A 24299-nucleotide genomic window follows, 5' to 3' on the forward strand; every position below is an offset into this window, starting at 1 on the left:
TCCGTCCCGTCGCGTGGAGATTACTGCTTCAGGCTGACCAGGTGCTTCATGACGCCGTCCAGGCCGCCGAACACGGTCAACTTGTCGATCTTCTCGGTCACCTTCTCCAGAGCCTCCAGCTCCTTCAAACGCATGAGCACCGGACTCTCCTCGATGAGCTTGGCCGTGTTGAGCAGCGAACGCGTGGCGTTCGCCTCCTCGCGGCGACGGATGACGTTGGCCTGGGCCGCCTTCTCCGCCTGCACGACGCTGTTGAGGATGTCCTTCATCTCGCCCGGCAGGATCACGTCCTTGACGCCGACGCCGAGCACCTCGATGCCCAGCTGCACCACGCTGCCGCGCACGTAGCCGAAGATGTCGGCGTCGAGCGAGGCCTTGTCGCCGAGCAGTTCGTCCAGCGTCTTGGCGGCGATCGCCTTGCGCAGGCCGTACTGCAGCTCGCGGTACACGTAGTCGCCGTACTTGGCGACCTTGGTACGCGCGGCCACCGGATCGGCGACGCGGATGCTCGCGGCGAGGTTCACGCGCAGGCTCACCTTGTCGCGGGTCAACAGCTCCTGGCCCGAGACTTCCATGGACTGCACGCGCAACTCGACCAGCTCGACACCCACGTTCTTCTGGAAGTTCCAGAAGGCGTAGGCGCCCGGGGCGAGCGTGCGTACCAGCTTGCCGTCGATGAACAGCAGGCCGGCGTTCTCCTCGGGCACGATCAACGACACGGTGATGCGCTCGAGCACATTGAGCTGGCGCAGGCGCTTGACCACGCCGGCCTCGACCTCGAGGCCGTTCGCGAGCGACACCGCCTGCACCTGGACCGGCACGAGGCCCTTCCAGTACAGCTTGCGCGTACCCGGGGCGAGCACATCCTCGAGCTTGCCGTTCTTCAGCACGAGACCGACTTCGTCCATGCCGAGGTTGGCGAGCACGAACGTCTCGTCGAGCTTGCCGCCCAGCGTGGCGATCAGCACATCGGCATCGCTGCCGCTGTACTCGGGCCTGGCGATGTTGTGCACATTCACTTCGACGCGCGTGAGCGGGTCGAACCAGCGGTACACGCCCGGCGCCAGCACGCCTGCGAATTGACGGTTGCGGTACACCAGGCCGCGCTCGCCGTCACCAATCACGACCCTCTTGGTCCAGAACATTGGAAATTCTCCTTGTTGGCTCTGATGGTCCGATTCGCTTGGGGCGCGATGAATCGGTTCTCGCGGATCCACTTCACGGGAAGTGGAAAGGAATAGGTGGAAGCGCCCCTGACGCCGAAGCCGCGGAGCGTTGCGCGCTGTCCGCAAGGCGACGATCGCGTTCTTCGCAGGGACGGCGATGCGGCTGCCGTCCCACGTTTCCAGCGATCGCCGGCTTGCCTCGAGGGCGCAGGCCCGGCGACTTCACCGCTGCGGTGTTCCGTTGCACGCCGCACACGTGGCGCGGCGTTTGGCGAAACGCCGCACGGGGCGTTTCCTGGTGGGCTTTCGCCCGTTGTAACGACTGACAGGTCGTTGTTGGAGCGGGACTCGAACCCGCGACTCTCGGTGTTTAAGACCGATGCTCTAACCGACTGAGCTATCCAGTGGTGGACGAACCGGATTCGAACCGGCGACCGTCGGCATCAAGTGCCGCTACTCTTGCCTCTGAGCTATCGTCCGCTCGCGAAACACCTTCTCCCGATCCTCGGCATACGCCACGGCAGCGCCGCGCGCACCGGACGGGTGTGTGAACCCGTACCGCTGTGAACCGTTCGAGCGATGTTCCGCATTGGCGTCTCGTCGAAGACGCCAATCCGTGCGCGAGTGCATCCGCCTGCCGCCCGTGCCGAAGCATCCAGGCACAGCGCATGAAGCGCTTTCGCGGCTTTCCCTGCCTCGGACCAGCACTGTCCGGATGCTTCGGGGAGCGCGATGCAATCGCGATAAGCCTTCGTAGTCCCTTTGCGAACGGCAAAAACAAAACGCCCCCGGGTGGGAACCCGAGGGCGTTCGCGTTGCCTCGGGAGATCGGGGTGACCGATCTCCGCTGGCGAGGATCAGTCTTGGATGAAGCCCTTCTGCGCGCGTTCGTCACGCGGCAAGCCGCACGCGGCCGGCCCGTGGCCGTAAGGCCGCAGTGCAGTCGGGTTCGCGATGTGGAAGAAGGTCGTCATGGAAGTTCGTGTTGTGAAAAATGTCGCGCGATGGCGAAGGTCGCGCACCTTACGCGCGTGTTTTTTTTCTTGCAAGGGTCAATCCGACGAACGGTCGTCTTGTGTCATCGAAACAGGTGGCGGACTTCTTCCGGTGTCACCACACCATCGCAACGCGAGGTCTGGTCAAGGCGGTGATGTGGGTGCTGCCTGCATCGTGGCCTCGCCCCATGCCGGCACGCGCCAGCGCATGTTGCGTTCGACGCGCGCGCTCACGTCGCGGCGCAGGTCGGCGTCGATGCGAAAGCCGGGAGGTTCGGAGCGCGACTGGATTTCGGGCGCGCGCATGCGTCGGGAGAACACGGACTGCAACACCGGCGACACGTTCTGCGCGGTGACGGTAATGGCCGGCGCGGCATAGACATCGGTGCGGTTGGTCAGGTCGCCGTTGCTGGTCTTGACGAAGAACGGGACGAATACGTTGCTGCGGCTGACCAGGGCCTGGTAGTCGCCGAGGAAATACGCACCGCCCGCCTGCGGCGCCGTGGTCAGGTCGAAGGCCGTGGCCACGTGCGTTTCGGTCCAGGTCAGTCCGCCATCGCCGGACCGCGCCAGCCAGTAATCGGCCGGCAGGCTGGCCGCGGCGGTGTTGTTGCGCAGGTCGTAATAGCTCACCCCGACATCGCCGTTGGCGCGCACGTGCACGGAGGGCGTGAACGCCGCCACGTTCGCGGCGCTCACCCGCGACGGCGCCGACCAGGTCACGCCGTTGTCGGTGGACCGCGAGATCGCAATCGAATCGAAAGTGCCGTTGTTGAAGCGCGCGTCCTGCCACACGACGAAGAGATGACCACTGGGCGCCACGGCGATCTGGGCGAGGTCGGAGCCATCGCGCACCGGGATGTTGCTTTGCGGGTCGCGCGTTCCCACCGCCAGCAGGTCGGCGATGCGCGTGGGCGGCGACCACGTCGCGCCGCGATCGGGCGAGCGGATCACGTCGAGGTGCGCCGCCGTAACGGTGGCGGACACGCGGTCGATCTGGGTGAACAGGTTGACGAGCGTGCCGTTGGGCGCGACCACGATGACATTGCCCAGGGTCTGGCTCGCAGCACCCGGGTCATAGATCGCGCGCGCCGCCTCCCAGCTGGCGCCACCGTTGGTGGTACGCGTGAAATAAGTCGGTCCGCCCGCGTCGCCCGCGACCAGACGGTCCCAGGTGGCGTAGACGAAGGCCGCGTTGAACGGGTCGGCGGTGATCGTGTTCTTGTCGTTGAAAAAGCCTTCGCCATCTTGGATGAGAGTCGTCGGTGCGCTCCAGCTGCGGCCGCGGTCGGTCGAACGCATTACGAGCATGGCATTGACGGAACCGGGTTCGAACGAACCGCCCGTGGTCACCAGGCCCATCGCGTAGGCGCTGCCGTCGGGCGCGAACGTGACCCACGGATCGGTGGCGCGCGCGTAGTCGCCGCCATTGGCGAACGTGCCGCCACCGCAACGCGATACCGGCAACGGCGTGCGCGTCCACGTCTGGCCGCCATCGGCCGAGCTCGCGCTCATCAGGCCGCGCGAGGACCCGTTCGACCAGCGGTCCTGTTGCCACACACCGATCAGGTTCGCCGGGTTGCCCGGGTCGACGGCGACATACGGCTCGACCTCGGCGTTCTGGTACAGCGTTCCGGCGGCGGCCATGCCGTCGCAGTTGAGCGTGAAGGGCGACGGCGCGGACACGAGGAACTGCGCGTCGGTCATCGGCGGAGGCGGGGGCGGGGGAGGGGGTGGATTTGGCGGAGGGGGCATGCCGCCCCCGGATCCGCCGCCACCGCCACCACAGGCGGCCAGCGCAAGAACGAGGGCTCCGGTGCCCAGACGTACCGTGGAAAGCATCGCCGCCTGCACGCGCATTGCCGCTCCCCATTCCAGGATTGGTCCAGTCAGGACTGGTCCAGTCTAGCCACGTCCTTATCTGCCGCATCCACGGCCGCGCTTGCCGACAACAATGGTCAGACGCCGCCGGTTTCGCGCGTGCCGCGGGTAGGAATCAGCGCGCCATCAGGGCCGGGGTGGCATGGAAACGGCGCGGGTAGTTGCGTTCGTCGCTGACAGTGCTGACCATTTCGTCGGGGAGGTCGGGTGCTGCGTACACCACGTAGGCGATGTCGCCCTGGTCGCGCACGCCGACGTGGTGCAGGCGATAGCGCGACTGGCCGGCGCCGGTGTTTTCGGGGTAATGCAGAGGTGGGCGATCGGTATCGAGGTCGAGTTCGGCGTTGTCCACCGAACCACCGACGAATAATGCACGCATCGTGATCTCCCGATTGAACAGCGGATTCGATCATGCCCTCGGCAATGTTGGTGCCGCGTTAACGGGAGCGGCGAGGGCCACACCGGTAGAACACGCCCTGTAGAACACGCCCTGTAGAACACGCCCTGTAGAACACGCCCTGTAGAATCCGCGCTGGTTTATCAGATGAAGCCGCGCGTGTACGCCGACGGTCCCGATTCCGCGCTCGAAACCCTGCTGCTTCCGCTGGCCGACGGCTCCCTGTCGTGGCCGCGCGAGGGCGGGGCACTGTTCCTGCGTGCCCGTGATGGCTGGCCGCTGCACCAACCGGCGTTGCCCGGCCTGCTGTGCGAACAGAGCTTCAAGCCGGACGCCGACGCGCTGCAGCGCTCGGGCCTGGCGCTGGTGGAAGCGGATGCGGACTCGCGCCACCCGCTGGTGCTCGTCCTGCCGCCGCGCCAGCGCGAGGAGGCGCGAGCGTTGTATGCCCGCGCGATCGCGCGCACGGCACCGGGCGGGCGCGTGCTGGCGTGCGTGCGCAACGATGAGGGCGCCAAGTCCGGTGAGGCGGACCTGGCCAGGCTCGCCGGGCCGTTGGGCCAATTGTCGAAGAGCAAGTGCCGCGTGTTCTGGACCGCGCCGCTGGACGGACCCGCGGATGCGGCGCTGTTCGAGGCATGGCTGGGCCTGGATGCGCCGCGCGCGATCGCCGGTGGCCGCTTCCTGAGCCGGCCCGGCGTGTTCGCCTGGGACCGGGTCGACCCGGCGTCGGCCCTGCTGGCCGCGCACCTGCCGGGCGACCTGCAGGGCGCCGCCGCGGACCTGGGGGCGGGATATGGCTACCTCGCCAACGAGTTGCTGGCGCGCTGCCCGCGCATCGCCTCGCTGGACCTGTACGAAGCCGAAAACCGGGCGCTCGAACTGGCGCGCGCCAACCTCGCCTCCCGCGCGGGAAGCGTGGCGCTGGAGTTCCATTGGCATGACGTCACCACCGGCCTGGGCAGGCGCTACGACACGATCATCAGCAACCCGCCCTTCCATGCCCAGGGCCGCGCCGACCGTCCCGACATCGGCCGCCGTTTCATCACGGTCGCGGCGCAGGCGCTGAACCCCGGGGGCCGCCTGTGGATGGTCGCCAACCGGCACCTGCCATACGAAGCGGAACTCCTGGCGCAAAAGTTTGCCAGCGTGCGCACGGTCGCGCAGGACCGCGGATTCAAGGTGTTCGAGGCCGCCCGCCATTGACCCGACGCGGCAACATGGTCGATGCCGCGCGCGCGGGCGCCCGCCACTGACACGACGCGGCAACATACTCGATGCCGCGCGCGCGGGTGATAGAAACAAATACCCGGGCTTTCTAAAAAAATGAAACTAATAAAACTAATCGCCAACCTCGGCTACGGCAGCCGCAAGGATGTCGCCGCGATGTTCCGCGCCGGCATGATCACGGATGCGGCCGGCGAAGTGCTGTATGCCGACGACCAGGTCGCGCACGACGCCATCCGCATCGACGGCGAGCCGCTCGATCCGCCCGCGGGCCTGCTGCTGATGCTGCACAAACCCGTGGGCTATACCTGCTCGACCAAGGACCCCGGCCGCATCGTCTACGACCTGCTGCCTCCGCGCTTCCGCCTGCGTTCGCCACTGCTGTCGACGGTGGGCCGGCTCGATCGCGATACCAGTGGCCTGCTCCTGCTGACCGATGACGGTGCGCTGCTGCATCGCATCGTCTCGCCGAAGGCGCACCTGCCCAAGGTGTACGAAGCCGCCCTGGCGAACGACCTGCGCGGTGACGAAGCCGCGCTGTTCGCCAGCGGCACGTTGTTGCTGGAGGCGGAGAACACGCCGCTCGCGCCCGCGCGGCTCGAAGCGGTGGAACCGCGGCTCGCCCACCTCACCCTCATCGAAGGCCGCTATCACCAGGTGCGGCGCATGTTCGCCGCGGTGGGCAACCACGTCCTGTCGCTGCATCGCAGCCGCATCGGTGGGCTGGCGCTCGATGACCTGCCGGCGGGGCAGTGGCGTGCCCTGGGCGAGGCGGATCGGGAGCGCCTGTTCGGCAACGCGTAGCTGCGTTGCTGCACATTTCACGCGTGCATCACGCCGATGAACGAAAGTGGCCGTGAACCCGGTCACCCTTCGCATGCGCGATTTTCCGCGGCCGGCGAACCGAATTGCGGCGGCCATCACGCGCAGCGCGGTGTTTCCGAAATCCGGCCTGAATACGCGCCTGAACGGTCGTTGCCGGTGCATCGCCTGCGCCTAGCATCTGTCCCGCGCCGCCGGCGGCTTCGACTAACGACATGGCGGCTTCGACTCAATGACGAGGATCGCTGCAATGACTGCAAAGAACACCGTGCTCTTCGCCGCGCTGGCCGCGGCCCTGTTCGCCGCGGCGACGCCGGCCTTCGCCCAGGATGTTCCGCCGGACACCGTCGAGACCGACGCGGTCGTTCCGAAGGATCGTCTGGTCGACGCATACGCGGGCACGCTCTTCACTGGCGATGAAGTGGCCGCGGGCGACGCGATTACCGCGCTGCGCACCGGTGGCGACTTCACCGTGGTCACCACCACCACGCAGCAGGCCAAGAATCCCGATGGCACCCTCGCCACCAATCCCGACGGCTCGCCGAAGATGGAGACGGTGACGGTGGAAAGCGTCGTGGCCAACGCCAACGGCCCGATGGGTTGGGGCGAAGTCGACCACTCGCTGGGCCTGGCCCAGGCGCTGGTCGATGGCGGCAAGGCGGCAAGCTTCAACGAAGCCCTGCTTGGCACCGCGACCACCACCACGGTGACCAACCCCGATGGCACCACCACCACGACCACGAGCTACAACGGCGGCGTCCTGCAGATGCGCGCGGATGGCATGGGCTGGGGCCAGATCGCCAAGGAACTGGGTTTCAAGAGCCTGGGCGAGGTCAAGAGCGGCCGCGCCTTCGCATCGGCTGAAGACGGCACCTCGGCTGAAGACGGCGCCGTCGCGGTGGCCGACGATGCCTCCGCCAAGGGCCGGGATGCGACGAAGGTCGCGCACGAAGACCACGGCAAGGGCGCCAAGCCCGAGCGCGTCGCCAAGGTCGATCGCGTCACCGGCAAGCCGGACAAGGTCGAGCGCCTGGCCAAGGTCGAGCGCCCGGCGAAGATCGATCGTCCGGACCGCCCGGAACGCCCGAGCAAGCCCGAGCGTGTCGGTCGCCCCTGAGCGACGGCATCACAAGCAGACACACGGGCGCCTTCGTGGCGCCCGCGTTGTATCCGGGTCGAAGGTTTCGGCCTGAGGCAAACAGGAAGAGGAAAGGTTTGATGACGCGTTCTGCAGTATTGGTGGCCCTGCTCCTGGCGGCGGGCATGGCGCACGCCGACGACGGTTTCAGCTACGCCGTCGGCGTTGACTACAGTTCCGGCGATTACGACAGCGACACCACGACCAAGATCCTGTCGGTGCCGTTCAGCGGCAAGTACACCACGGGCGACTGGGTCTTCCGGGCGAGCCTGCCGTGGGTGCGCGTGGATGGCGACGCCAATGTCGTGCCGGGTCTGGGCAGCGTGGAGAACACCAATCCAAAGGGGCGCGGCCGCGGTAATGGCAATGGCAATGGCGGCGGGGGTGGCGGCGGCCAACCGATTGCACCGACTACCGGCATCACCGCCGGCATCGGCGACCTGCGCCTGGCGGCGATCTATGCAATGCCGCTGCAGGGCGCGTGGGGCGTGGATCTCACCGGCAACGTCAAGATCGCGACCGCCGACGAAGACAAGGGCCTGGGCACCGGTGCCAACGACTTCGGCGCGGCGATCGACGTCTACCGCAGCGTGGGTGCGGCCACGACGCTGTTCGGCGGCGTGGGCTACACCTACCTGGGTGACTCCGACTTCATCGAAGTGGACTCGGTGCTCAACGGCAACATCGGTGTGAGCCACAAGCTCGGCGACAACAGCATCGGCGCGGTGTACGACTACCGCGAGCCGACGTCAGCGGACGCCGACGACCGCAGTGAAGTCACCGGCTTCTACACCTTCGCGACGTCGAGCACGAGCAAGATGCAGGTGTATGCGCTCATGGGCCTGTCCGCCGGCAGTCCGGACTGGGGCGGCGGCCTGAGTTTCAGCGCGGGTTTCTGATCGCGGCGATGTGTGTGTGTCGCAGCCCGATCTGCATGAAAACGGCGGCCGATGGCCGCCGTTTTTCATTGCCGCATCGCCTCGCTCAGGGCTTCAGCAGCGCGCGCCAGCCTTCGTTGCCGAGTCGCTCCAGCGTGGCGATGTTGCGCGCCACGATCGCATCCGGATCGGGGAACGCGGCCACCGCGCGCTCGACGCTGGCTTCGCGCAGCAGGTGCAGGGTGGGATAGGGCGAGCGGTTGGTGCAGTTGCCGACGTCGTCGCGCGCGGTGCCGGCGAACTGGTAGTCCGGGTGGAAGCTCGCGATCTGGATCTCGCCCTCCAGGCCGAGTTCCGCAACGAGGCCATCGGCGAGGTCGAGGAAGTCGTTGTAGTCGAGGAACTCCGTCAGCACGTGCGGATGCACGATCAGCGTGGTGTCGGTCTGTTGCGGGTCGGCGTCGCGCAGCCACAGCAGCTCGGCATGCAGCTGCTGGTACAGGGCGTCACTGTCGCGCGCCTCGCTCAGCACGAAGCGCACCTGCTCCTTCACGTACACCGCCTTCGCGAACGGGCACAGGTTCAGGCCGATCACCGCGCGCTCCAGCCAGCGGCGGGTGAGGGCGATGGGGTCGTCGCCGCTCATGGTCGCGGCTGGCGCGCGTAGCTGACGGTCAACAGCTCCCAGACGTGGCCGTCGGGTTCGTTCCAGTACACGATGCTGCCGCCGTGCTGTGTGTTGACCTGCATGTCCGTGGTGCCGTGCGGCGTGCTGCGGTAGGCGATGCCGGCCGCCCGGATGCGTCCGAGGATGGCCGCGAATTCGTCCGGGGCGACGCGAAAGCAATAGTGCTGGACCGGAAACGGCCCGGTGGCGGTATCGAAGTCCAGGGTCAGCCCGTCGTTGACGTACACGGGGCAGAACGGGCCGATGCCGGTTTCCGACCATGGCACGCCGAGCACGTCCGCCAGCAGTTTCGCCGCGGCATGGCGGTCGCGCGAGGGCACCAGCAGGTGGTCGAGTTGTATCGCCATGGCATGCCTCCTCGTGCGCGAAAACAATGCACGGATGTGCGGCGCTCAGTCGCGGAAGTTGTCGAACTGCAGCGGCCGCTCGTATTCGGACGCCTTGAGCAGTGCGATCGCCGCCTGCAGGTCGTCGCGCTTCTTGCCGGTGATGCGCAGCTTGTCGCCGTTGATCTGGCTTTCGACCTTGAGCTTGGCGTCCTTGATCGAGCCCTGGATCTTCTTGGCGAGGTCGCGCTCGATCCCCTGCTTCACCGTGATCTTCTGCCGCGCTCCGGCGAGGTTGCTTTCCACGGCGCCGAATTCGAGGCAGCGCGCATCGATGCCGCGGGCGATCAGCCGGGCGCGCAGGATGTCTTCCATCTGCTTGAGCTGGAAGTCGCTCGGCGCGGACTGGTTGATCACCTGGTCCTCGAGCGCGAACCTGGCGTCGACGCCCTTGAAGTCGAAGCGGGTGGACAGCTCGCGGTTGGCCTGGTCGACGGCATTGGTCAGCTCGTGCTGGTTGACTTCGGAGACGACGTCGAAGGAAGGCATGGGGAACTCCTGTTCTGCGGCTGCTGTGCATTCGTGGGGGCAAAAGGGTAACGCAAGCCGCGTTGGCACTGGATAGACTTGCCGTCCCCCACGTGAGGAAGCGCCATGCACCGCACGCCCGCCCATGCCGCCGTGACCGCTGGCGCGCCGCCGAGCGCATGCTCAAGGCCGACATGCGCGTGATCGACATCGCCAGCCTGCGCGACTGAGCGTGCCGCTGTTGCTGCTGCCGCTGCTGGTCGCCGCGCTGGTGCTGCTGTGGCTGCTGTTGTGGCCTTTCGCGCTCTGGCAGCGCTACCGCATGGGACGCGCGCGCCGGCGCGCGATCGCCTGGGTGGCCGGGCTCAACGCCTGGGCGCTGCTGGTGTCGGCATGCGTGTTCCTGCTGGGCGCGTGGTTGACGGGGCACTGGGTGGAAGCCGCGCTGGCGCACGCAACAGCGGGCGTGGCGCTGGGGATGCTGCTTGGGTGCATTGGCCTGCTGTTGACGCGCTTCGAAGTCACGCCGCAGGGCCTGTACTACACGCCGAACCGCTGGCTGGTGCTGGCCCTGACCCTGGTCGTCGCCGCGCGCATTGCCTATGGCCTGTACCGGATGGAACAGGCCTGGGTCAGCGAGGCGCACGGGGCCTGGCTGTCGCAGCAGGGCAGCGTGCTGGCGGTGGGCGGCGTATTGCTGGGCCACTACCTGGCCTACGCGTGGGGCCTGCGATCGCGCCTGCGCCGGGCAGCGTGACCTGCGGCCTATTGGTCTGGCGCTGCCGCTGCGGCAGTTTGCCGGGCGTGGACTTCATGCAGGAGCGGCCATGCGTAGCGTCGTGAAATGGATGCTGATGATGGTGGTGCTGTCCGGCTGCGCCGTCGTGCCGTCATCGCCGGCGCCCCTGCCGGGTGAGCCCGTCGCCGCGGGAATATCGCTGTTGCCGGGTGCCTTCGTGGCCGGCACGCAACCGGACGGCAACACCGTGTTGCTGCGTGGCCGGGACGCGCTGGTGGTGGTCGACAGCGGCCGCCATGCGCAGCACACCGACCGGATCCTCGCCGCCGCGGACGCGAGCGGCGCGCCAGTGGTGGCGATCATCAACACGCACTGGCATCTCGATCACGTCGCCGGCAACGCGGCCCTGCGCACGCGCTATCCGCGAGCCGAGGTGTATGCCAGCGATGCCATGCAAGACGCGTTGCACGGCTTTCTCGCCGACTATCGCGCGCAGCTGCAGGCGCTGATCGCGCGGCCGGGCACCGCTTCTCCCCAGGTGCTGGCCGGCTGGCGCGAGGAAGTCGCCCGGATCGACAGTGGCGACCGCCTGCGGCCGACCCGCGTGGTGACGGCGCCGCAGGACGTGTCGCTGGGTGGGCGTCGCCTGCATCTGGGCCTGGAGCGCAACGCGGTAAGCGGCGGCGATGTATGGTTGCTCGACCCGGCCACGCGCACGCTGGTGGCCGGCGACCTGGTTACGTTGCCGGTGCCGCTGTTCGACACCGCATGCAGTGACGGATGGCGGCAGGCATTGGCGCGGCTGGACGCGATCGACTTCGGCCGCCTGGTGCCCGGCCATGGTGCGGTGATGGATCATGCGCAGTTCGCGGCTTACCGCGTGGCCTTCGACCACCTGCTGGAGTGCGCGGCGAGCGATGCTGGGGCCGCTGCGTGCAAGGCCGGTTGGCTGCGGGATGCGCGCACGTTGATTCCGGCGCAGGACGACGCGCTGGCGGATTCCCTGCTCGACTACTACCTCCAGGTGCTGCGCGCGCCACCGGAGCGCCGCAACCGCTACTGCCGCAAGGACATGAAGTGACCACAGATAAAGGACGCCAGCTGCACGCGATTGCCTACATGCTGGCGGCGGTGCTGCTGTTCTGCCTGATGGACGCCGGGCTGAAGACACTCAGCGCGCATTACCCGCCGTTCCAGGTCGCGGCGATCCGCGGTGCCTCGTCGCTGCCGCTGGTGCTGGCGTGGGCATTGTGGACCGGGGGAGCGGCGGGGCTGTTCCGCGTGCGCTGGTCGCTGCACCTGATGCGCGGCGTACTCGGCATCATGATGATGACGGGCTTCGTCTACGCGCTGCGCACGCTGCCGTTGTCGACGGCGTATTCGATCTTCTTCGTCGCGCCGCTGATGATCACGGCGTTGTCGGTGCCGTTCCTGGGCGAGCACGTGGGACCGCGGCGCTGGACTGCGATAGGAATAGGCCTGCTCGGCGTGCTGGTCGTGCTGCGCCCCACCGGCGAGGGCGTGATGAGCCTGGCGGGGCTGGCGGTATTGATCGCCGCGTTCGGTTACGCGGTCTCGGCGATCACCGTGCGCATCATCGCCCGCACCGACAGCACGCAGGCGCTGATGGTGTGGCTGCTGTTGTTCATGGCGCTGGGTTCGGGCCTGCTGGCGGCGCCGCAATGGGTGTCGCTACGCATGGGCGACGCGTGGGTGATCGCCGGCATCGGCGTCGCCGGTGCGCTGGGCCAGTACACGATCACCGAAGCGTTCCGCCTCGGCGAGGCGTCGCTGATCGCACCGCTGGAATACACCGCGCTGGTGTGGGGCGTGCTACTCGATGCCACGCTGTGGGGCGTGCTGCCGGACTCGGTGACGTGGCTGGGCGCGGCGATCATCGTCGCCAGTGGCCTGTACCTGTTGCGTCGCGAACGCGTGCACGCGGAGGCCGAACATCCCTGACCGCGCGGCGGCGTTCCTGGGCATTCCTGCGTACTGATCCGGGGCGTTGCCGGCGCGCTTGGCGCCGACCTGTGGCGGGCCCGCCTTCGGCGGCGCGGGTCAACCGCCGGTGCTGGCGCCCAAAGCGGCGCTGAGCGCGGTGTCGCCGTTGACCAGGTCGCGCCAGCGCACCTCCTGGCCATTGCGCCGGCCCTTTTCGACGAGCTTGAGCCCGTCGCCGTCGATGGTCAGGGTGTAGGGCTTGTCTTCGATCACGATCTCGCGGCGGATCGGCTTGTCGAGCTTGGTGGTCATCGGCAGGGGGCTCCGTCTGGAAAGCAGCGCAGGCAGGCTAGCCCGCACGTGGAAAGACTTTGTGAAATCCTCAGGCGCGTGACGGCCATCCGCGGGCCAATCGGGAGAACGGATCGCCCCGGGCGGGTCGGCCAAGCGTGACCTGGCTGCAGGAATACGTAACCAATGCCGGGTCCGGACGAGGCTTCCGGTTGGCGCATCCCCGTCCAACGGCCACAATAAGCGCTTTCGCGTTGGCGGAGCCCCCATGGCTGAGTTGAAGGAAGCACGCGTCCCCGACATCGGGGGCTATGACGACGTGCCGGTGATCGAACTGCTGGTCGCCGTGGGCGATACGGTCAAACCCGATCAGGGCCTGGTCACGCTGGAGTCCGACAAGGCGACCATGGAAGTGCCCGCGCCGTTCGCCGGCGTGGTGCGCGAGCTCAAGGTCAAGGTCGGCGACAAGCTGTCGGAAGGCGGCGTGGTCGCGTTGATCGAGCCGACCGATGCCGGCGCGGCGGCCACGTCCGCTCCGGCCGAGGCGCCGCGCGCCGAACCCGCCGCGCCGCAGGCCACCAGCATGGCCGCGGAGACCGCGACCCGGGTCGAGCCGGTCGCCGTACCGGCGCAGGCCGACAAGATCGCGCAGCAGTCGATCGACAGGCAGGACGCGACCGCGATGCCCGCCGCGCGCCCGGGCATCGATCCGGAAGCGGCTCCGCCAAAGGCGTCCACGCCCGCGTCGCCGCCGGTGGCCTTCACCGCCGATGAACTGCTGCCCGGCAAGGTGCCCTACGCCAGCCCCGCGGTGCGCCTGTTCGCCCGCGAGCTCGGCGTCGACCTCGCCCGGGTGCAGGGCAGCGAACGCGGTGGCCGCATCAGCAAGGACGATGTGTCGAAGTTCGTGAAGTCGGTGCTGCAGGGCGGCGCCGTCGCCGGCGCGCCGGTGGCCGCTGCCGGCGGTGGCGGGCTCAACCTGCTGCCGTGGCCGAAGATCGACTTCAGCAAGTTCGGTGAAGTGGAAACGCGCGAGTTGTCGCGCATCCAGAAGATTTCCGGCGCCAACCTTGCGCGCAACTGGGCGATGATCCCGCACGTCACCCAGCATGACGATGCCGATATCACCGACCTGGAAGAGCTGCGCGTCGCGCTCAACAAGGAAAACGAGAAGGCGGGCATCAAGCTCACGATGCTCGCCTTCCTGATGAAGGCGTCGGTCGCCGCGTTGCAGAAATACCCGAACTTCAACGCCTCGCTCGATGCCAGCGGCGAGAACCTCACGCTGAAGAAGTACTTCCACATCGGCTTCGCCGCCGACACCCCCAATGGCCTGGTCGTGCCGGTCGTGCGCGACTGCGACAAGAAGGGTGTGCTGCAGATCGCGCAGGAAACCTCCGAACTGGCGAAGAAAGCGCGCGACGGCAAGCTCGGCCCCGCCGACATGCAGGGCGGTTGTTTCTCGATCAGCTCGCTGGGCGGCATCGGCGGCACCAGTTTCACCCCGATCGTCAACGCGCCCGAAGTCGCGATCCTCGGCGTGTCGAAGTCGGCGATCCGTCCGGTCTGGGACGGCAAGCAGTTCGCGCCGCGCCTGCTCCTGCCGCTGTCGCTGAGCTACGACCATCGCGTCATCGATGGCGCCGCCGCCGCGCGTTTCACCGCCTATCTCGCGCAGTTGCTCGCGGACATGCGCCGGGTGCTGCTGTGATGCGGGCGGCCGTCCTGCTCGCCGCACTGCTGCTGGCGCCGCTGGCGCGCGCCGACGACGCACAGTGCAAGCTCGCCCTGGGGCGCGGCTGGCCGCCGGCGACGGAGAACTACGGCACCGCCACCGAAAAAATGTTCGCCGGTGAAACGCAGCCCACGCTGAGCGTCACCCTGCTGCCCAAGCTCGGCGTGGAAAGCGGCGTGCTGCTGGTGGCCGACCCCAACGGTGGCGACTGGCTGTTGCGCCGCGCCGTCGCCGACGAGCGCGTGCATGCATGGGAAGGCGACAAGCTGGTCCTGCGCACCACGCGCGCGCCGGAATTCACCGAGGCGCCGATTCCTGCCGCGATCGCGACCCGCCTGGTCGCGGACTGGCGCCAGGCCCTGGCATTGGCCGTGCCGGAAGGCGTCACGGCGCCCTTCAGCGAAGGCGATACCTGGTTGTTTGTCGCCGGCGACCTGCGCGTCAGCGGCCTCAGGCCCGATTGCGAGCTGGGAGCGCTGCTGCGCGACCAGATCGATCTCCTCATCGAAGCCAGCGACGAAGGCGACGGAAAGCGCGAGAAGCGCTGGCGCCAGATCGGCGAATCGCTGGACCGCATGCGCGTCGTGCTCGATGCGATGGCGGCGCCGGCGACGACAGCGGCGACGGCGACACCGTGAAACCCTTCGCGCCGGCGGCATGCCGTCGGCGCACCACGCATTGAACGGAAGCGGCCATGGCAAGCACGATTGAACTGAAGGTCCCGGATATCGGCGGTTACGACGACGTGCCGGTGATCGAACTGCTGGTCGCCGTCGGCGACACGGTGACGAAGGACCAGGGCCTGGTCACGCTGGAATCCGACAAGGCGACGATGGAAGTGCCGGCATCGGCGGCGGGAAAGATCGTCGAGCTGAAGGTGAAGGTCGGCGACAAGCTCTCGGAAGGCAGCGTCGTGGCCATCCTCGAACCCGCAGGCGCGGCGGCGGAAGCCCCCAAGGCTGCCGCCTCACAGGCCGCACCAGCTTCCGCGCCCGTCGCGGCTCCTGCGCCACAGGCCAAGCCGATCGAAGCCGCGCCACCTGCAGCACCCGCGCCGACTCCGGCGGCAGGCAGTGGCCGCAAGGCCGACTTCGAATGCCGCATGCTCGTCCTCGGCGCGGGTCCTGGTGGTTACACCGCTGCGTTCCGCTCCGCTGACCTCGGCCTGGATACCGTGCTGGTCGAACGCTACGCCACGCTCGGCGGCGTCTGCCTCAATGTTGGCTGCATCCCGTCCAAGGCACTGCTGCATGCCGCCGCGGTCGTCGATGAGGCCGCGCACGCCAGCGATTACGGCATCGATTTCGGCAAGCCCAAAATCACCCTCGACAAGCTGCGCGAGTACAAGGACAAGGTCGTCGGCCAGCTCACCAAGGGCCTGACCGGCATGGCCAAGCAGCGCAAGGTGCGCGTGGTCGAGGGCGTCGGCAAGTTCGTGTCGCCCAACGAAGTGGAAGTCGACGGCAAGGACGGCAAGAAGCTCGTCCGCTTCGAGCAATGCATCATCGCCGCCGGTTCGCAGGCGGTGAAGCTGCCGGGCTTCCCCTGGGACGACAAGCGCGTCATGGATTCCACCGATGCGCTCGACCTCGTCGATGTTCCGAAGAAGCTGCTCGTCGTCGGCGGCGGCATCATCGGCCTGGAAATGGCGACGGTGTACCGCGCGCTCGGCAGCGAGGTCACCGTGGTTGAATTCATGGACCAGCTGATGCCGGGCGCCGACCTCGACCTGGTCAAGCCGCTCGCCGATCGCCTGAAGAAGCAGGGCGTCGCGGTGCACCTGCGCACCAAGGCCAATGGCACCGAGGCGCAGAATAACGGCCTCAAGGTCTCGTTCGAGAATGCCGAGGCCGGCAAGCCCGCGGCGATCGATGCACAGGTGTTCGACCGCGTGCTCGTCGCTGTCGGCCGCGCGCCCAACGGCGGCAAGATCGACGCCGGCAAGGCGGGGGTGAACGTCACCGAGCGGGGCTTCATTCCGGTCGATCGGCAGATGCGCACCAACGTGCCGCATATCTTCGCCATCGGTGACCTGGTCGGCAATCCGATGCTCGCGCACAAGGCCACGCACGAAGGCAAGCTCGCGGCCGAAGTTGCTGCGGGCGAGAAGAAGGAATGGGTGGCGCGTGCGATCCCGTCGGTCGCCTACACCGATCCGGAGATCGCCTGGGTTGGCGTCACCGAGACCGAAGCGAAGGCGAAGGGGTTGAAGGTCGGGATCGGCAAGTTTCCGTGGGCCGCGTCGGGTCGCGCGATCGGCATCGGCCGCACCGAAGGCTTCACCAAGCTGGTCTTCGACGAGGACACGCATCGCATCATCGGCGGCGGCATCGTCGGCGTGCATGCCGGTGACCTGATCAGCGAGATCGGTCTCGCCATCGAGATGGGCTGCGAGGTCCACGACATCGGCCACACCATCCACCCGCATCCGACCCTGAGCGAATCGGTGGGCATGGCGGCCGAGGTCTACGACGGCACCATCACCGACCTCTACATCCCGAAGAAGAAGTAATCCCGCGGCAGAAAAGGCGAAGCCCCGGCCTCGGAACCAGGGCTTCGCAGGCCTGCCTGTGTCGACGAGGAAGGGGCGGGCCTGTTGGGTCCGACCCGGGGTTCCGGCAAAGGTTCCATGAACGGGCCGCCCTCGTTTCCCCCCATTTCGGGCCGGCGGGTAGCAGGGGCAGCCCCCCGACGTGGCCGCGGGAAACCGGCCTTTCGCGGTTGCCGCGGAAAAGTTCCCTGCTATACTTTTGCGGCTTCGCAGGGCGGTTTTCTGCCCACTTCGTCCACCTTCCCGAGCCATCGCGTGTCGAATTCAGTCGCCGCAGGACGGCGGCTGGCACAGCGCGCGATAGCCTGGCAGGCCGTCGCCACCGTGCTGGTGGCGCTGGCCTTCCTCGCCAAGGGACTGCCCTGGTCGCTGGCCGCACTGGTCGGTGGCGGTGCGGTCACCTTGGCCGCCTGGGTCGCCGCGATGGTGGCGCTGGGTGGTGGGGTCAGCCCCGCGGGGACCGCATTTGCGCGGTTGCTGGTGGGGATGGCGCTGAAGTGGTTGCTGGTGCTGGTCACGGTAGTGGTCGCATTGGCAGTGTTCCGCCTTCCCGGTGTTCCCCTGTTGGCTGGCGTCATTGCAGCCACGCTGGCCTTGGTCCTGGCCAATTCGATCAGACGATAGGTGTCGTTTCGTGAGTGAATCTAGCAGTGCGGGCGGCTTGACCGAATACATCCAGCACCACCTGACCCACAATTCGGGTCTGGCGCTGGGTGGCCAGTTCAATTTCGACTCCTGGGCCGTCGCCCTGACGCTCGGCCTGCTGTTCGTGCTGTGGTTCGGCCTCGCCGCGCGCAAGGCCACGCCAGGCGTGCCGAGCAAGGGCCAGGCGTTCGTCGAGCTGATCGTCGAGTTCGTCGACGGCCAGGTCCGCGACACTTTCCACGGCGACCGCCGCTCGGTCACGCCGCTGGCGCTGACCATCTTCATGTGGGTCGTGTTCATGAACACCATGGACCTGCTCCCGCTCGATCTTCCCGGTACGCTGATCAAGCTCGTTGGCGGCGAAGAAGCCGCCCACCACACCTTCTTCCGCTCGGTGCCGACCGCCGACCTCAACACCACGCTCGGCCTGTCGGTCTCGGTCTTCTTCATCCTGATCGGCCATGCCTGGTCGGCCAAGGGCGGCATGGGCTTCGGCAAGGAGCTGCTCACCGCGCCGTTCCACGCGCATGGTTTCGGCGCGATCCTGCTGGCCCCGGTCAACCTGGTGATGAACGTCATCGAGTGGCTGGTGAAGCCGATTTCGCTGGCCATGCGACTGTTCGGCAACATGTACGGCGGCGAGCTCGTCTTCATGCTCATCGCCGGCCTGATGACCAGCTGGGTGACCTTCCTGCCGGGTGTGCTCGCCAATACGGCGTGGGGCATCTTCCACATCCTGATCATCCTGCTGCAGGCCTTCATCTTCATGATCCTCACCGTCGTCTACATCGCCGGTGCGCGTGAGAGCCATTGACAGGCAACCGCATTAACCCAGTTTTTTCCTTCCACCGCTTCACCCCTTAGACAATCGCTGGAGAACCACCATGGAATTCATCGCTCACGTGCAGGGCCTGACCGCCGTCGCCATCGGCATCATCATCGGCCTCGGCGCCCTCGGCGCGTGCCTCGGCATCGCCATCATGGGTTCGAAGTTCCTCGAATCCGCTGCGCGCCAGCCGGAGCTGATCCCGGTGCTGCAGGGCCGCATGTTCCTGCTGGCCGGCCTGATCGACGCGGCGTTCATCATCGGCCTGGCCGTGGCGCTGTTCTTCGGCATCGCCAACCCGCTCCTGAGCGCGGTGAAGTAAGGCTGATTCCAGCCAGCTGTTCCCGCCACGCCTTCGGGCGTGGTCTTGAAGGCCGGTGCGGCATGTGTCGCACCGGCATGAAGAAATCCGTCGAGGACGCGTCGTGAATATCAACATGACTTTCTTCGGTCAGATGCTTTCCTTCGTGCTCCTTGTATGGTTCACGATGAAGTTCATCTGGCCGCCGCTGAACGCGGCGCTCGAAGAACGCCAAAAGAAAATCGCCGAAGGCCTGGCTGCCGCTGACAACAGCCAGCGCGCATTGGCGCAGGCGCAGGAAACCGCCGAAGGCGAACTGCGCACGGCCCGTGCCAAGGCCAACGAGATCATCGAGCAGGCCCACCAGCGCGCCAACCAGATCATCGACCAGGCCAAGAACGACGCCATCGCCGAAGCCAGCCGCCAGAAGGCCGTGGCCGAAGCCGAGATCGTCGCCGCGGCCAATCGCGCCAAGGAAGACCTGCGCAAGCAGGTGTCGAACCTGGCCGTGACCGGTGCCGAGAAGCTGCTGCGCCGCGAGATCGACGCCAACGCCCACAAGGCGCTGCTCGACGAACTCGCCGCCGAGATCTGAGACCGATGAGCCAGGCCCTCACCCTCGCACGTCCCTACGCCCGCGCCGCGTTCGCGCTGGCGCGCGACACCGGTGCCTACGCACCGTGGTCGAACGCGCTGGCGTTTGCCGCGCGCGTCGCCGCCGACCCGCAGGTCGCAGGCCTGCTCGGCAGCCCGAAGCTGACCAACGCCGACGCCGTCTCGCTGCTCGCGATCGACGGTGCCAGCGATGCGATGCGCAGCTTCCTCGACCTGCTGGCCGTCAACCGCCGCCTCGCGCTGCTGCCGGAAATCGCCGGCCTGTTCGAGGAACTGCGTGCCGAAGCGGAACGCGTGGTCAAGGCGCGCATCACCTCGGCCACCGCGATGGGTGACGGCGAGCTCGAAGGCATCAAGGCCGCGCTGAAGAAGCGTCTCGGCCGCGACGTCGAGATCGAGACCGCGGTCGACGCCTCGCTGATCGGCGGCGCCGTGATCGACGCCGGCGACGTGGTGATCGATGGCTCGCTCAAGGGCAAGCTCGGTCGCCTGCAGTCCGCGCTTACGAACTAAATATTTTCTTTTTGCATATGTCGGCGGCAACGCCGGCTCAAGGGAACCACCCATGGCTACCACGCAGCTCAACCCGTCCGAAATCAGCGAACTGATCAAGACCCGCATCGAGAAGGTCAAGCTGGCCGCCGAAGCGCGCAACGAAGGCACCGTCACCTCGGTGTCCGACGGCATCGTGCGCATCCACGGCCTCGCCGACGTGATGCAGGGCGAAATGATCGAGCTGCCCAACGCCACCTACGCGCTCGCACTGAACCTGGAACGCGACTCGGTCGGCGCCGTGGTCCTGGGCGACTACGAGCACCTGCGCGAGGGCGACACCGCCAAGACCACCGGCCGCATCCTCGAAGTGCCGATCGGCCCGGAACTGCTCGGCCGCGTCGTCAACGCACTCGGCGAAGCGATCGACGGCAAGGGCCCGATCGAAGCCAAGCTCTCGGCCCCGGTCGAGACCATTGCCCCGGGCGTGATCTGGCGCAAGTCGGTCGACCAGCCGGTGCAGACCGGCTACAAGTCGGTCGACGCGATGATCCCGATCGGCCGTGGCCAGCGCGAGCTGATCATCGGCGACCGCCAGACCGGCAAGACCGCCATGGCGATCGACGCGATCATCAACCAGAAGCACTCCGGCATTAAGTGCATATACGTCGCGATCGGCCAGAAGAACTCGACCATCGCCAACATCGTGCGCAAGCTCGAAGAGCACGGCGCGATGGCCTACACGACCGTCGTCGCCGCCTCGGCGTCGGAATCGGCCGCGATGCAGTACGTCTCCCCCTACGCGGGCTGCACCATGGGCGAGTACTTCCGCGACCGTGGCGAAGACGCGCTGATCATCTACGACGACCTGTCCAAGCAGGCCGTGGCCTACCGCCAGATCTCGCTGCTGCTGCGCCGCCCGCCGGGCCGCGAAGCGTATCCCGGCGACGTGTTCTACCTGCACAGCCGCCTGCTCGAGCGCGCCGCGCGCGTCTCCGAGGAGTACGTGGAGAAGTTCACCAACGGCGCGGTGAAGGGCAAGACCGGTTCGCTGACCGCACTGCCGATCATCGAGACCCAGGCCGGTGACGTCTCGGCGTTCGTGCCGACCAACGTGATCTCGATCACCGACGGCCAGATCTTCCTGGAAACCGACCTGTTCAACGCCGGCATCCGCCCGGCCGTGAACGCCGGTATCTCGGTGTCGCGCGTCGGTGGCGCCGCCCAGACCAAGATCATCAAGAAGCTGTCGGGCGGCATCCGCATCGCGCTGGCCCAGTACCGTGAGCTCGCCGCGTTCGCGCAGTTCGCCTCGGACCTCGACGAAGCCACCCGCAAGCAGCTCGAGCGCGGCCAGCGCGTCACCGAACTGATGAAGCAGAAGCAGTACGCGCCGATGTCGATCGCCGACCAGGCGCTGTCGATCTACGCCGTCGACAAGGGCTACATGGACGACATCCAGGTCGCCAAGCTCGGTGCGTTCGAATCCGCGCTGCACGCGCACTTCGCCAACACCCAGGGCGCGCTGATGAACACCATCGCCAGCACCGGCAACTGGAACGACGACATCGAAGGCACTTTCAAGAAGGGCATCGAAGAGTTCAAGGCCACGGGCACCTGGTAATTCGCAGGGTGGGCCCTGGCCCACCTTCGCGATGAAGCGATATCGAAACGGCGGGCAATGAGCCCGCCCTACCGAGAAGAAAGATGGCAAGCGGACGCGAAATCAAAACCAAGATCAAGAGCGTGCAGAACACCCGCAAGGTGACGCGCGCGCTCGAAATGGTCTCGGCCTCCAAGATCCGCAAGGCGCAGGATCGGATGAAGGCGTCGCGCCCCTACGCGCGCGCGATGAAGCAGGTGATCGGACACCTGGCCCAGGCCAACACCGATTACCGCCATCCGTACCTGATCGAGCGCAAGGACACCAAGCGCGTCGGCTACCTGATCGTGTCGTCCGACCGTGGCCAGGCCGGCGGCCTCAACAACAACCTGTTCCGCAAGCTGCTCGGCGAGATCCGCAAGTGGCAGGAGCAGGGCGTCGAAGTCGATGTCGTCACCGTCGGCGTGAAGGCCTCGGTGTTCTTCCGCCGGGTCAAGGTCAACATGCTCGCCTCGGTCACCAACCTGGGCGACACGCCGCACCTGGAACAGCTGGTGGGCGTGATCAAGGCCATGACCGACGCGTACGGCGAAGGCACGGTCGACAAGGTCTTCCTGGCCTACAACGACTTCGTCAACACGATGGTCCAGCGCGCGACGTTCGACCAGCTGCTGCCGGTGCCGCCGGCGGAGACGCAGGTCGCGCACCACGACTGGGACTACATCTACGAGCCGAACGAGAAGACCGTGCTCGACCACGTGCTGACGCGCTACATCGAGTCGGTCGTATACCAGGCGGTGTTGGAAAACGTCGCCTCCGAGCATGCCGCGCGCATGGTCGCGATGAAGTCGGCGTCGGACAACGCCACCAAGCTGATCGGCACGCTGCAACTGGTCTACAACAAGGCCCGCCAGGCGGCGATCACCCAGGAAATCTCCGAAATCGTCGGCGGCGCGGCCGCGGTCTGATCGTTCCGGTCAAATCCAGCACGCGTCACCACACCAAGTAATCAAGAGTTATCAAGAGGCTATGGCAATGAACCAGGGCAAGATCGTTCAGATCATCGGCGCAGTCGTCGACGTCGAGTTCCCGCGCGAGAGCGTGCCGAAGGTGTACGACGCACTGAAGGTGCAGGGCACCGACATCACGCTGGAAGTGCAGCAGCAGCTCGGCGACGGCGTCGTGCGCACGATCGCCCTCGGTTCGACCGCCGGCCTCAAGCGCAACCTCGTCACCGAGAATACCGGCAAGGCGATCTCGGTGCCGGTCGGCGCCGGCACGCTCGGCCGCATCATGGACGTGCTCGGCAACCCGATCGACGAAGCCGGTCCGGTCGTGCATTCGGACGCGTGGGAAATCCACCGCGCCGCGCCGTCGTACGAAGACCAGTCCTCGACCAACGAGCTGCTGGAAACCGGCATCAAGGTCATCGACCTGATGTGCCCGTTCGCCAAGGGCGGCAAGGTCGGCCTGTTCGGCGGCGCCGGCGTGGGCAAGACCGTCAACATGATGGAACTGATCAACAACATCGCCAAGGCGCACGCGGGCCTGTCCGTGTTCGCCGGCGTGGGCGAGCGTACCCGCGAGGGCAACGACTTCTACCACGAGATGAAGGACTCCAACGTCCTCGACAAGGTGGCGATGGTGTACGGCCAGATGAACGAGCCGCCGGGCAACCGCCTGCGCGTCGCGCTGACCGGCCTGACCATGGCCGAGTACTTCCGCGACGAGAAGGACGCCTCGGGCAAGGGCAAGGACGTACTGCTGTTCATCGACAACATCTACCGCTACACCCTGGCCGGTACCGAAGTGTCGGCGCTGCTCGGCCGCATGCCGTCGGCCGTGGGTTACCAGCCGACGCTGGCCGAGGAAATGGGCGTCCTGCAGGAGCGCATCACCTCGACCAAGACTGGTTCGATCACCTCGATCCAGGCCGTGTACGTGCCCGCGGACGACCTGACCGACCCGTCGCCGGCGACCACCTTCGCCCACCTCGACGCCACCGTCGTGCTGTCGCGCCAGATCGCCTCGCTGGGTATCTACCCGGCCATCGACCCGCTCGACTCCACCTCGCGCCAGCTCGACCCGAACGTGATCGGCAACGAGCACTACGACACCGCGCGCCGCGTGCAGTCGACGCTGCAGAAGTACAAGGAACTCAAGGACATCATCGCGATCCTGGGCATGGACGAACTGTCGGAAGAGGACAAGCAGACCGTGTCGCGCGCGCGCAAGGTCGAGCGCTTCTGCTCGCAGCCGTTCCACGTCGCCGAAGTGTTCACCGGCTCGCCGGGCAAGTACGTGTCGCTGAAGGACACCGTGCGCGGCTTCAAGGGCATCGTCGATGGCGAATACGACCACCTGCCGGAGCAGGCGTTCTACATGGTCGGTTCGATCGAAGAAGCGGTCGAGAAGGCCAAGAAGATCGCGGCGTAAGCGCGATGGCGTAGGGCGGGTCCCGACCCGCCTTGCGAGTGGCAGCAATACCGATTGAAGAGCGGCGGGTTCAAA

At 67.0% G+C, this 24299-nt stretch carries 25 protein-coding genes and 2 tRNA genes; 18 read left to right on the forward strand and 9 right to left on the reverse strand.

Going from position 1 to position 24299, the window contains the following annotated elements; genetic code table 11:
• Positions 1–20: 20 nt before the first annotated feature.
• The 5 genes from ACXJJ9_RS08525 to ACXJJ9_RS08545 form a co-directional block, all read right to left on the reverse strand.
• On the reverse strand, positions 21–1145 hold the full coding sequence (locus ACXJJ9_RS08525) for a slipin family protein (RefSeq protein WP_457096771.1): 1125 nt from the start codon (positions 1143–1145) through the stop codon (positions 21–23).
• A 357-nt stretch (positions 1146–1502) separates the two neighbouring features.
• Positions 1503–1570, reverse strand: a tRNA-Leu gene (locus ACXJJ9_RS08530).
• Position 1571: 1 nt separating this feature from the next.
• Positions 1572–1645, reverse strand: a tRNA-Gln gene (locus tag ACXJJ9_RS08535).
• Positions 1646–2305: 660 nt separating this feature from the next.
• On the reverse strand, positions 2306–3868 hold the full coding sequence (locus ACXJJ9_RS08540) for a hypothetical protein (protein ID WP_457096772.1): 1563 nt from the start codon (positions 3866–3868) through the stop codon (positions 2306–2308).
• Positions 3869–4157: 289 nt separating this feature from the next.
• The gene (locus tag ACXJJ9_RS08545; RefSeq protein ID WP_310055469.1) at positions 4158–4421 is read right to left on the reverse strand and encodes a hypothetical protein; all 264 of its coding nucleotides are present in this window, start codon (positions 4419–4421) and stop codon (positions 4158–4160) included.
• A gap of 165 nt (positions 4422–4586) precedes the next feature.
• On the opposite strand from ACXJJ9_RS08545, the gene ACXJJ9_RS08550 reads away from it, so the two are divergent.
• From ACXJJ9_RS08550 to ACXJJ9_RS08565, 4 genes are all read left to right on the forward strand, one after another.
• Entirely contained in the window at positions 4587–5645 is a 1059-nt protein-coding gene (locus ACXJJ9_RS08550) for a class I SAM-dependent methyltransferase (RefSeq protein WP_457096773.1), read from the forward strand.
• Positions 5646–5765: 120 nt separating this feature from the next.
• Positions 5766–6470, forward strand: a complete 705-nt coding sequence (locus tag ACXJJ9_RS08555; protein WP_457096774.1) for a pseudouridine synthase — start codon at positions 5766–5768, stop codon at positions 6468–6470.
• A gap of 268 nt (positions 6471–6738) precedes the next feature.
• Positions 6739–7605: a hypothetical protein gene (locus ACXJJ9_RS08560; protein WP_457096775.1), complete on the forward strand. Its 867-nt coding sequence runs from the start codon at positions 6739–6741 to the stop codon at positions 7603–7605.
• A gap of 101 nt (positions 7606–7706) precedes the next feature.
• A complete protein-coding gene (locus ACXJJ9_RS08565) occupies positions 7707–8525 on the forward strand; it encodes a transporter (protein WP_457096776.1) in 819 nt (272 codons plus the stop codon).
• Positions 8526–8610: 85 nt separating this feature from the next.
• On the opposite strand, the gene ACXJJ9_RS08570 is transcribed toward ACXJJ9_RS08565, so the two are convergent.
• Genes ACXJJ9_RS08570 through ACXJJ9_RS08580 form a run of 3 tightly spaced genes read right to left on the reverse strand, consistent with a single transcriptional unit; the run spans position 8611 to position 10067 of the window.
• Positions 8611–9150 carry a DUF1415 domain-containing protein gene (locus ACXJJ9_RS08570; RefSeq protein WP_457096777.1) on the reverse strand — a complete coding sequence of 180 codons (540 nt, stop codon included), beginning with the start codon at positions 9148–9150 and terminating at the stop codon, positions 8611–8613.
• A complete protein-coding gene (locus tag ACXJJ9_RS08575) occupies positions 9147–9539 on the reverse strand; it encodes a VOC family protein (RefSeq protein ID WP_457096778.1) in 393 nt (130 codons plus the stop codon). The genes ACXJJ9_RS08570 and ACXJJ9_RS08575 overlap by 4 nt, the downstream gene beginning before the upstream one ends.
• Positions 9540–9584: 45 nt before the next feature.
• A complete protein-coding gene (locus tag ACXJJ9_RS08580; RefSeq protein WP_457096779.1) occupies positions 9585–10067 on the reverse strand; it encodes a YajQ family cyclic di-GMP-binding protein in 483 nt (160 codons plus the stop codon).
• Between the two features lie 211 nt (positions 10068–10278).
• Here ACXJJ9_RS08580 and ACXJJ9_RS08585 point away from each other — a divergent pair, with 211 nt between their 5' ends.
• From ACXJJ9_RS08585 to ACXJJ9_RS08595, 3 genes are all read left to right on the forward strand, one after another.
• Positions 10279–10803, forward strand: coding sequence for a DUF1453 domain-containing protein (locus ACXJJ9_RS08585; protein WP_457096780.1), 525 nt, complete (start codon positions 10279–10281; stop codon positions 10801–10803).
• A gap of 70 nt (positions 10804–10873) precedes the next feature.
• Positions 10874–11866 (forward strand): MBL fold metallo-hydrolase, encoded by a 993-nt coding sequence (locus ACXJJ9_RS08590; protein WP_457096781.1) that lies wholly within the window; start codon positions 10874–10876, stop codon positions 11864–11866.
• A 38-nt stretch (positions 11867–11904) separates the two neighbouring features.
• Positions 11905–12747, forward strand: coding sequence for a DMT family transporter (locus ACXJJ9_RS08595; RefSeq protein WP_457096945.1), 843 nt, complete (start codon positions 11905–11907; stop codon positions 12745–12747).
• A gap of 99 nt (positions 12748–12846) precedes the next feature.
• Here ACXJJ9_RS08595 and ACXJJ9_RS08600 read toward each other — a convergent pair whose 3' ends face one another.
• The gene (locus ACXJJ9_RS08600; protein WP_310055494.1) at positions 12847–13041 is read right to left on the reverse strand and encodes a hypothetical protein; all 195 of its coding nucleotides are present in this window, start codon (positions 13039–13041) and stop codon (positions 12847–12849) included.
• A 112-nt stretch (positions 13042–13153) separates the two neighbouring features.
• On the opposite strand from ACXJJ9_RS08600, the gene ACXJJ9_RS08605 reads away from it, so the two are divergent.
• From ACXJJ9_RS08605 to atpD, 11 genes are all read left to right on the forward strand, one after another.
• Positions 13154–14731 (forward strand): dihydrolipoyllysine-residue acetyltransferase, encoded by a 1578-nt coding sequence (locus ACXJJ9_RS08605; RefSeq protein WP_457096946.1) that lies wholly within the window; start codon positions 13154–13156, stop codon positions 14729–14731.
• Entirely contained in the window at positions 14731–15393 is a 663-nt protein-coding gene (locus ACXJJ9_RS08610; protein WP_457096782.1) for a hypothetical protein, read from the forward strand. The genes ACXJJ9_RS08605 and ACXJJ9_RS08610 overlap by 1 nt, the downstream gene beginning before the upstream one ends.
• 56 nt (positions 15394–15449) lie before the next feature.
• Entirely contained in the window at positions 15450–17267 is a 1818-nt protein-coding gene (lpdA, locus tag ACXJJ9_RS08615; RefSeq protein WP_457096783.1) for a dihydrolipoyl dehydrogenase, read from the forward strand.
• Positions 17268–17561: 294 nt separating this feature from the next.
• Positions 17562–17930, forward strand: a complete 369-nt coding sequence (locus ACXJJ9_RS08620; protein WP_457096784.1) for an ATP synthase subunit I — start codon at positions 17562–17564, stop codon at positions 17928–17930.
• A 10-nt stretch (positions 17931–17940) separates the two neighbouring features.
• Entirely contained in the window at positions 17941–18765 is an 825-nt protein-coding gene (atpB, locus tag ACXJJ9_RS08625; RefSeq protein WP_310055509.1) for a F0F1 ATP synthase subunit A, read from the forward strand.
• Positions 18766–18835: 70 nt separating this feature from the next.
• On the forward strand, positions 18836–19099 hold the full coding sequence (atpE, locus tag ACXJJ9_RS08630; RefSeq protein ID WP_310055511.1) for a F0F1 ATP synthase subunit C: 264 nt from the start codon (positions 18836–18838) through the stop codon (positions 19097–19099).
• 115 nt (positions 19100–19214) lie between these two features.
• Positions 19215–19673 carry a F0F1 ATP synthase subunit B gene (locus tag ACXJJ9_RS08635; protein ID WP_457096785.1) on the forward strand — a complete coding sequence of 153 codons (459 nt, stop codon included), beginning with the start codon at positions 19215–19217 and terminating at the stop codon, positions 19671–19673.
• A gap of 5 nt (positions 19674–19678) precedes the next feature.
• Positions 19679–20206 carry a F0F1 ATP synthase subunit delta gene (locus ACXJJ9_RS08640; RefSeq protein WP_457096786.1) on the forward strand — a complete coding sequence of 176 codons (528 nt, stop codon included), beginning with the start codon at positions 19679–19681 and terminating at the stop codon, positions 20204–20206.
• Between the two features lie 52 nt (positions 20207–20258).
• Positions 20259–21809, forward strand: a complete 1551-nt coding sequence (gene atpA, locus ACXJJ9_RS08645; RefSeq protein WP_310055518.1) for a F0F1 ATP synthase subunit alpha — start codon at positions 20259–20261, stop codon at positions 21807–21809.
• Between the two features lie 83 nt (positions 21810–21892).
• Entirely contained in the window at positions 21893–22756 is an 864-nt protein-coding gene (gene atpG, locus ACXJJ9_RS08650) for a F0F1 ATP synthase subunit gamma (RefSeq protein ID WP_457096787.1), read from the forward strand.
• A 67-nt stretch (positions 22757–22823) separates the two neighbouring features.
• Entirely contained in the window at positions 22824–24224 is a 1401-nt protein-coding gene (gene atpD / locus ACXJJ9_RS08655; RefSeq protein ID WP_457096788.1) for a F0F1 ATP synthase subunit beta, read from the forward strand.
• Positions 24225–24299: the final 75 nt, after the last annotated feature.

The organism is Lysobacter sp. P5_B9 (genome assembly GCF_054049835.1).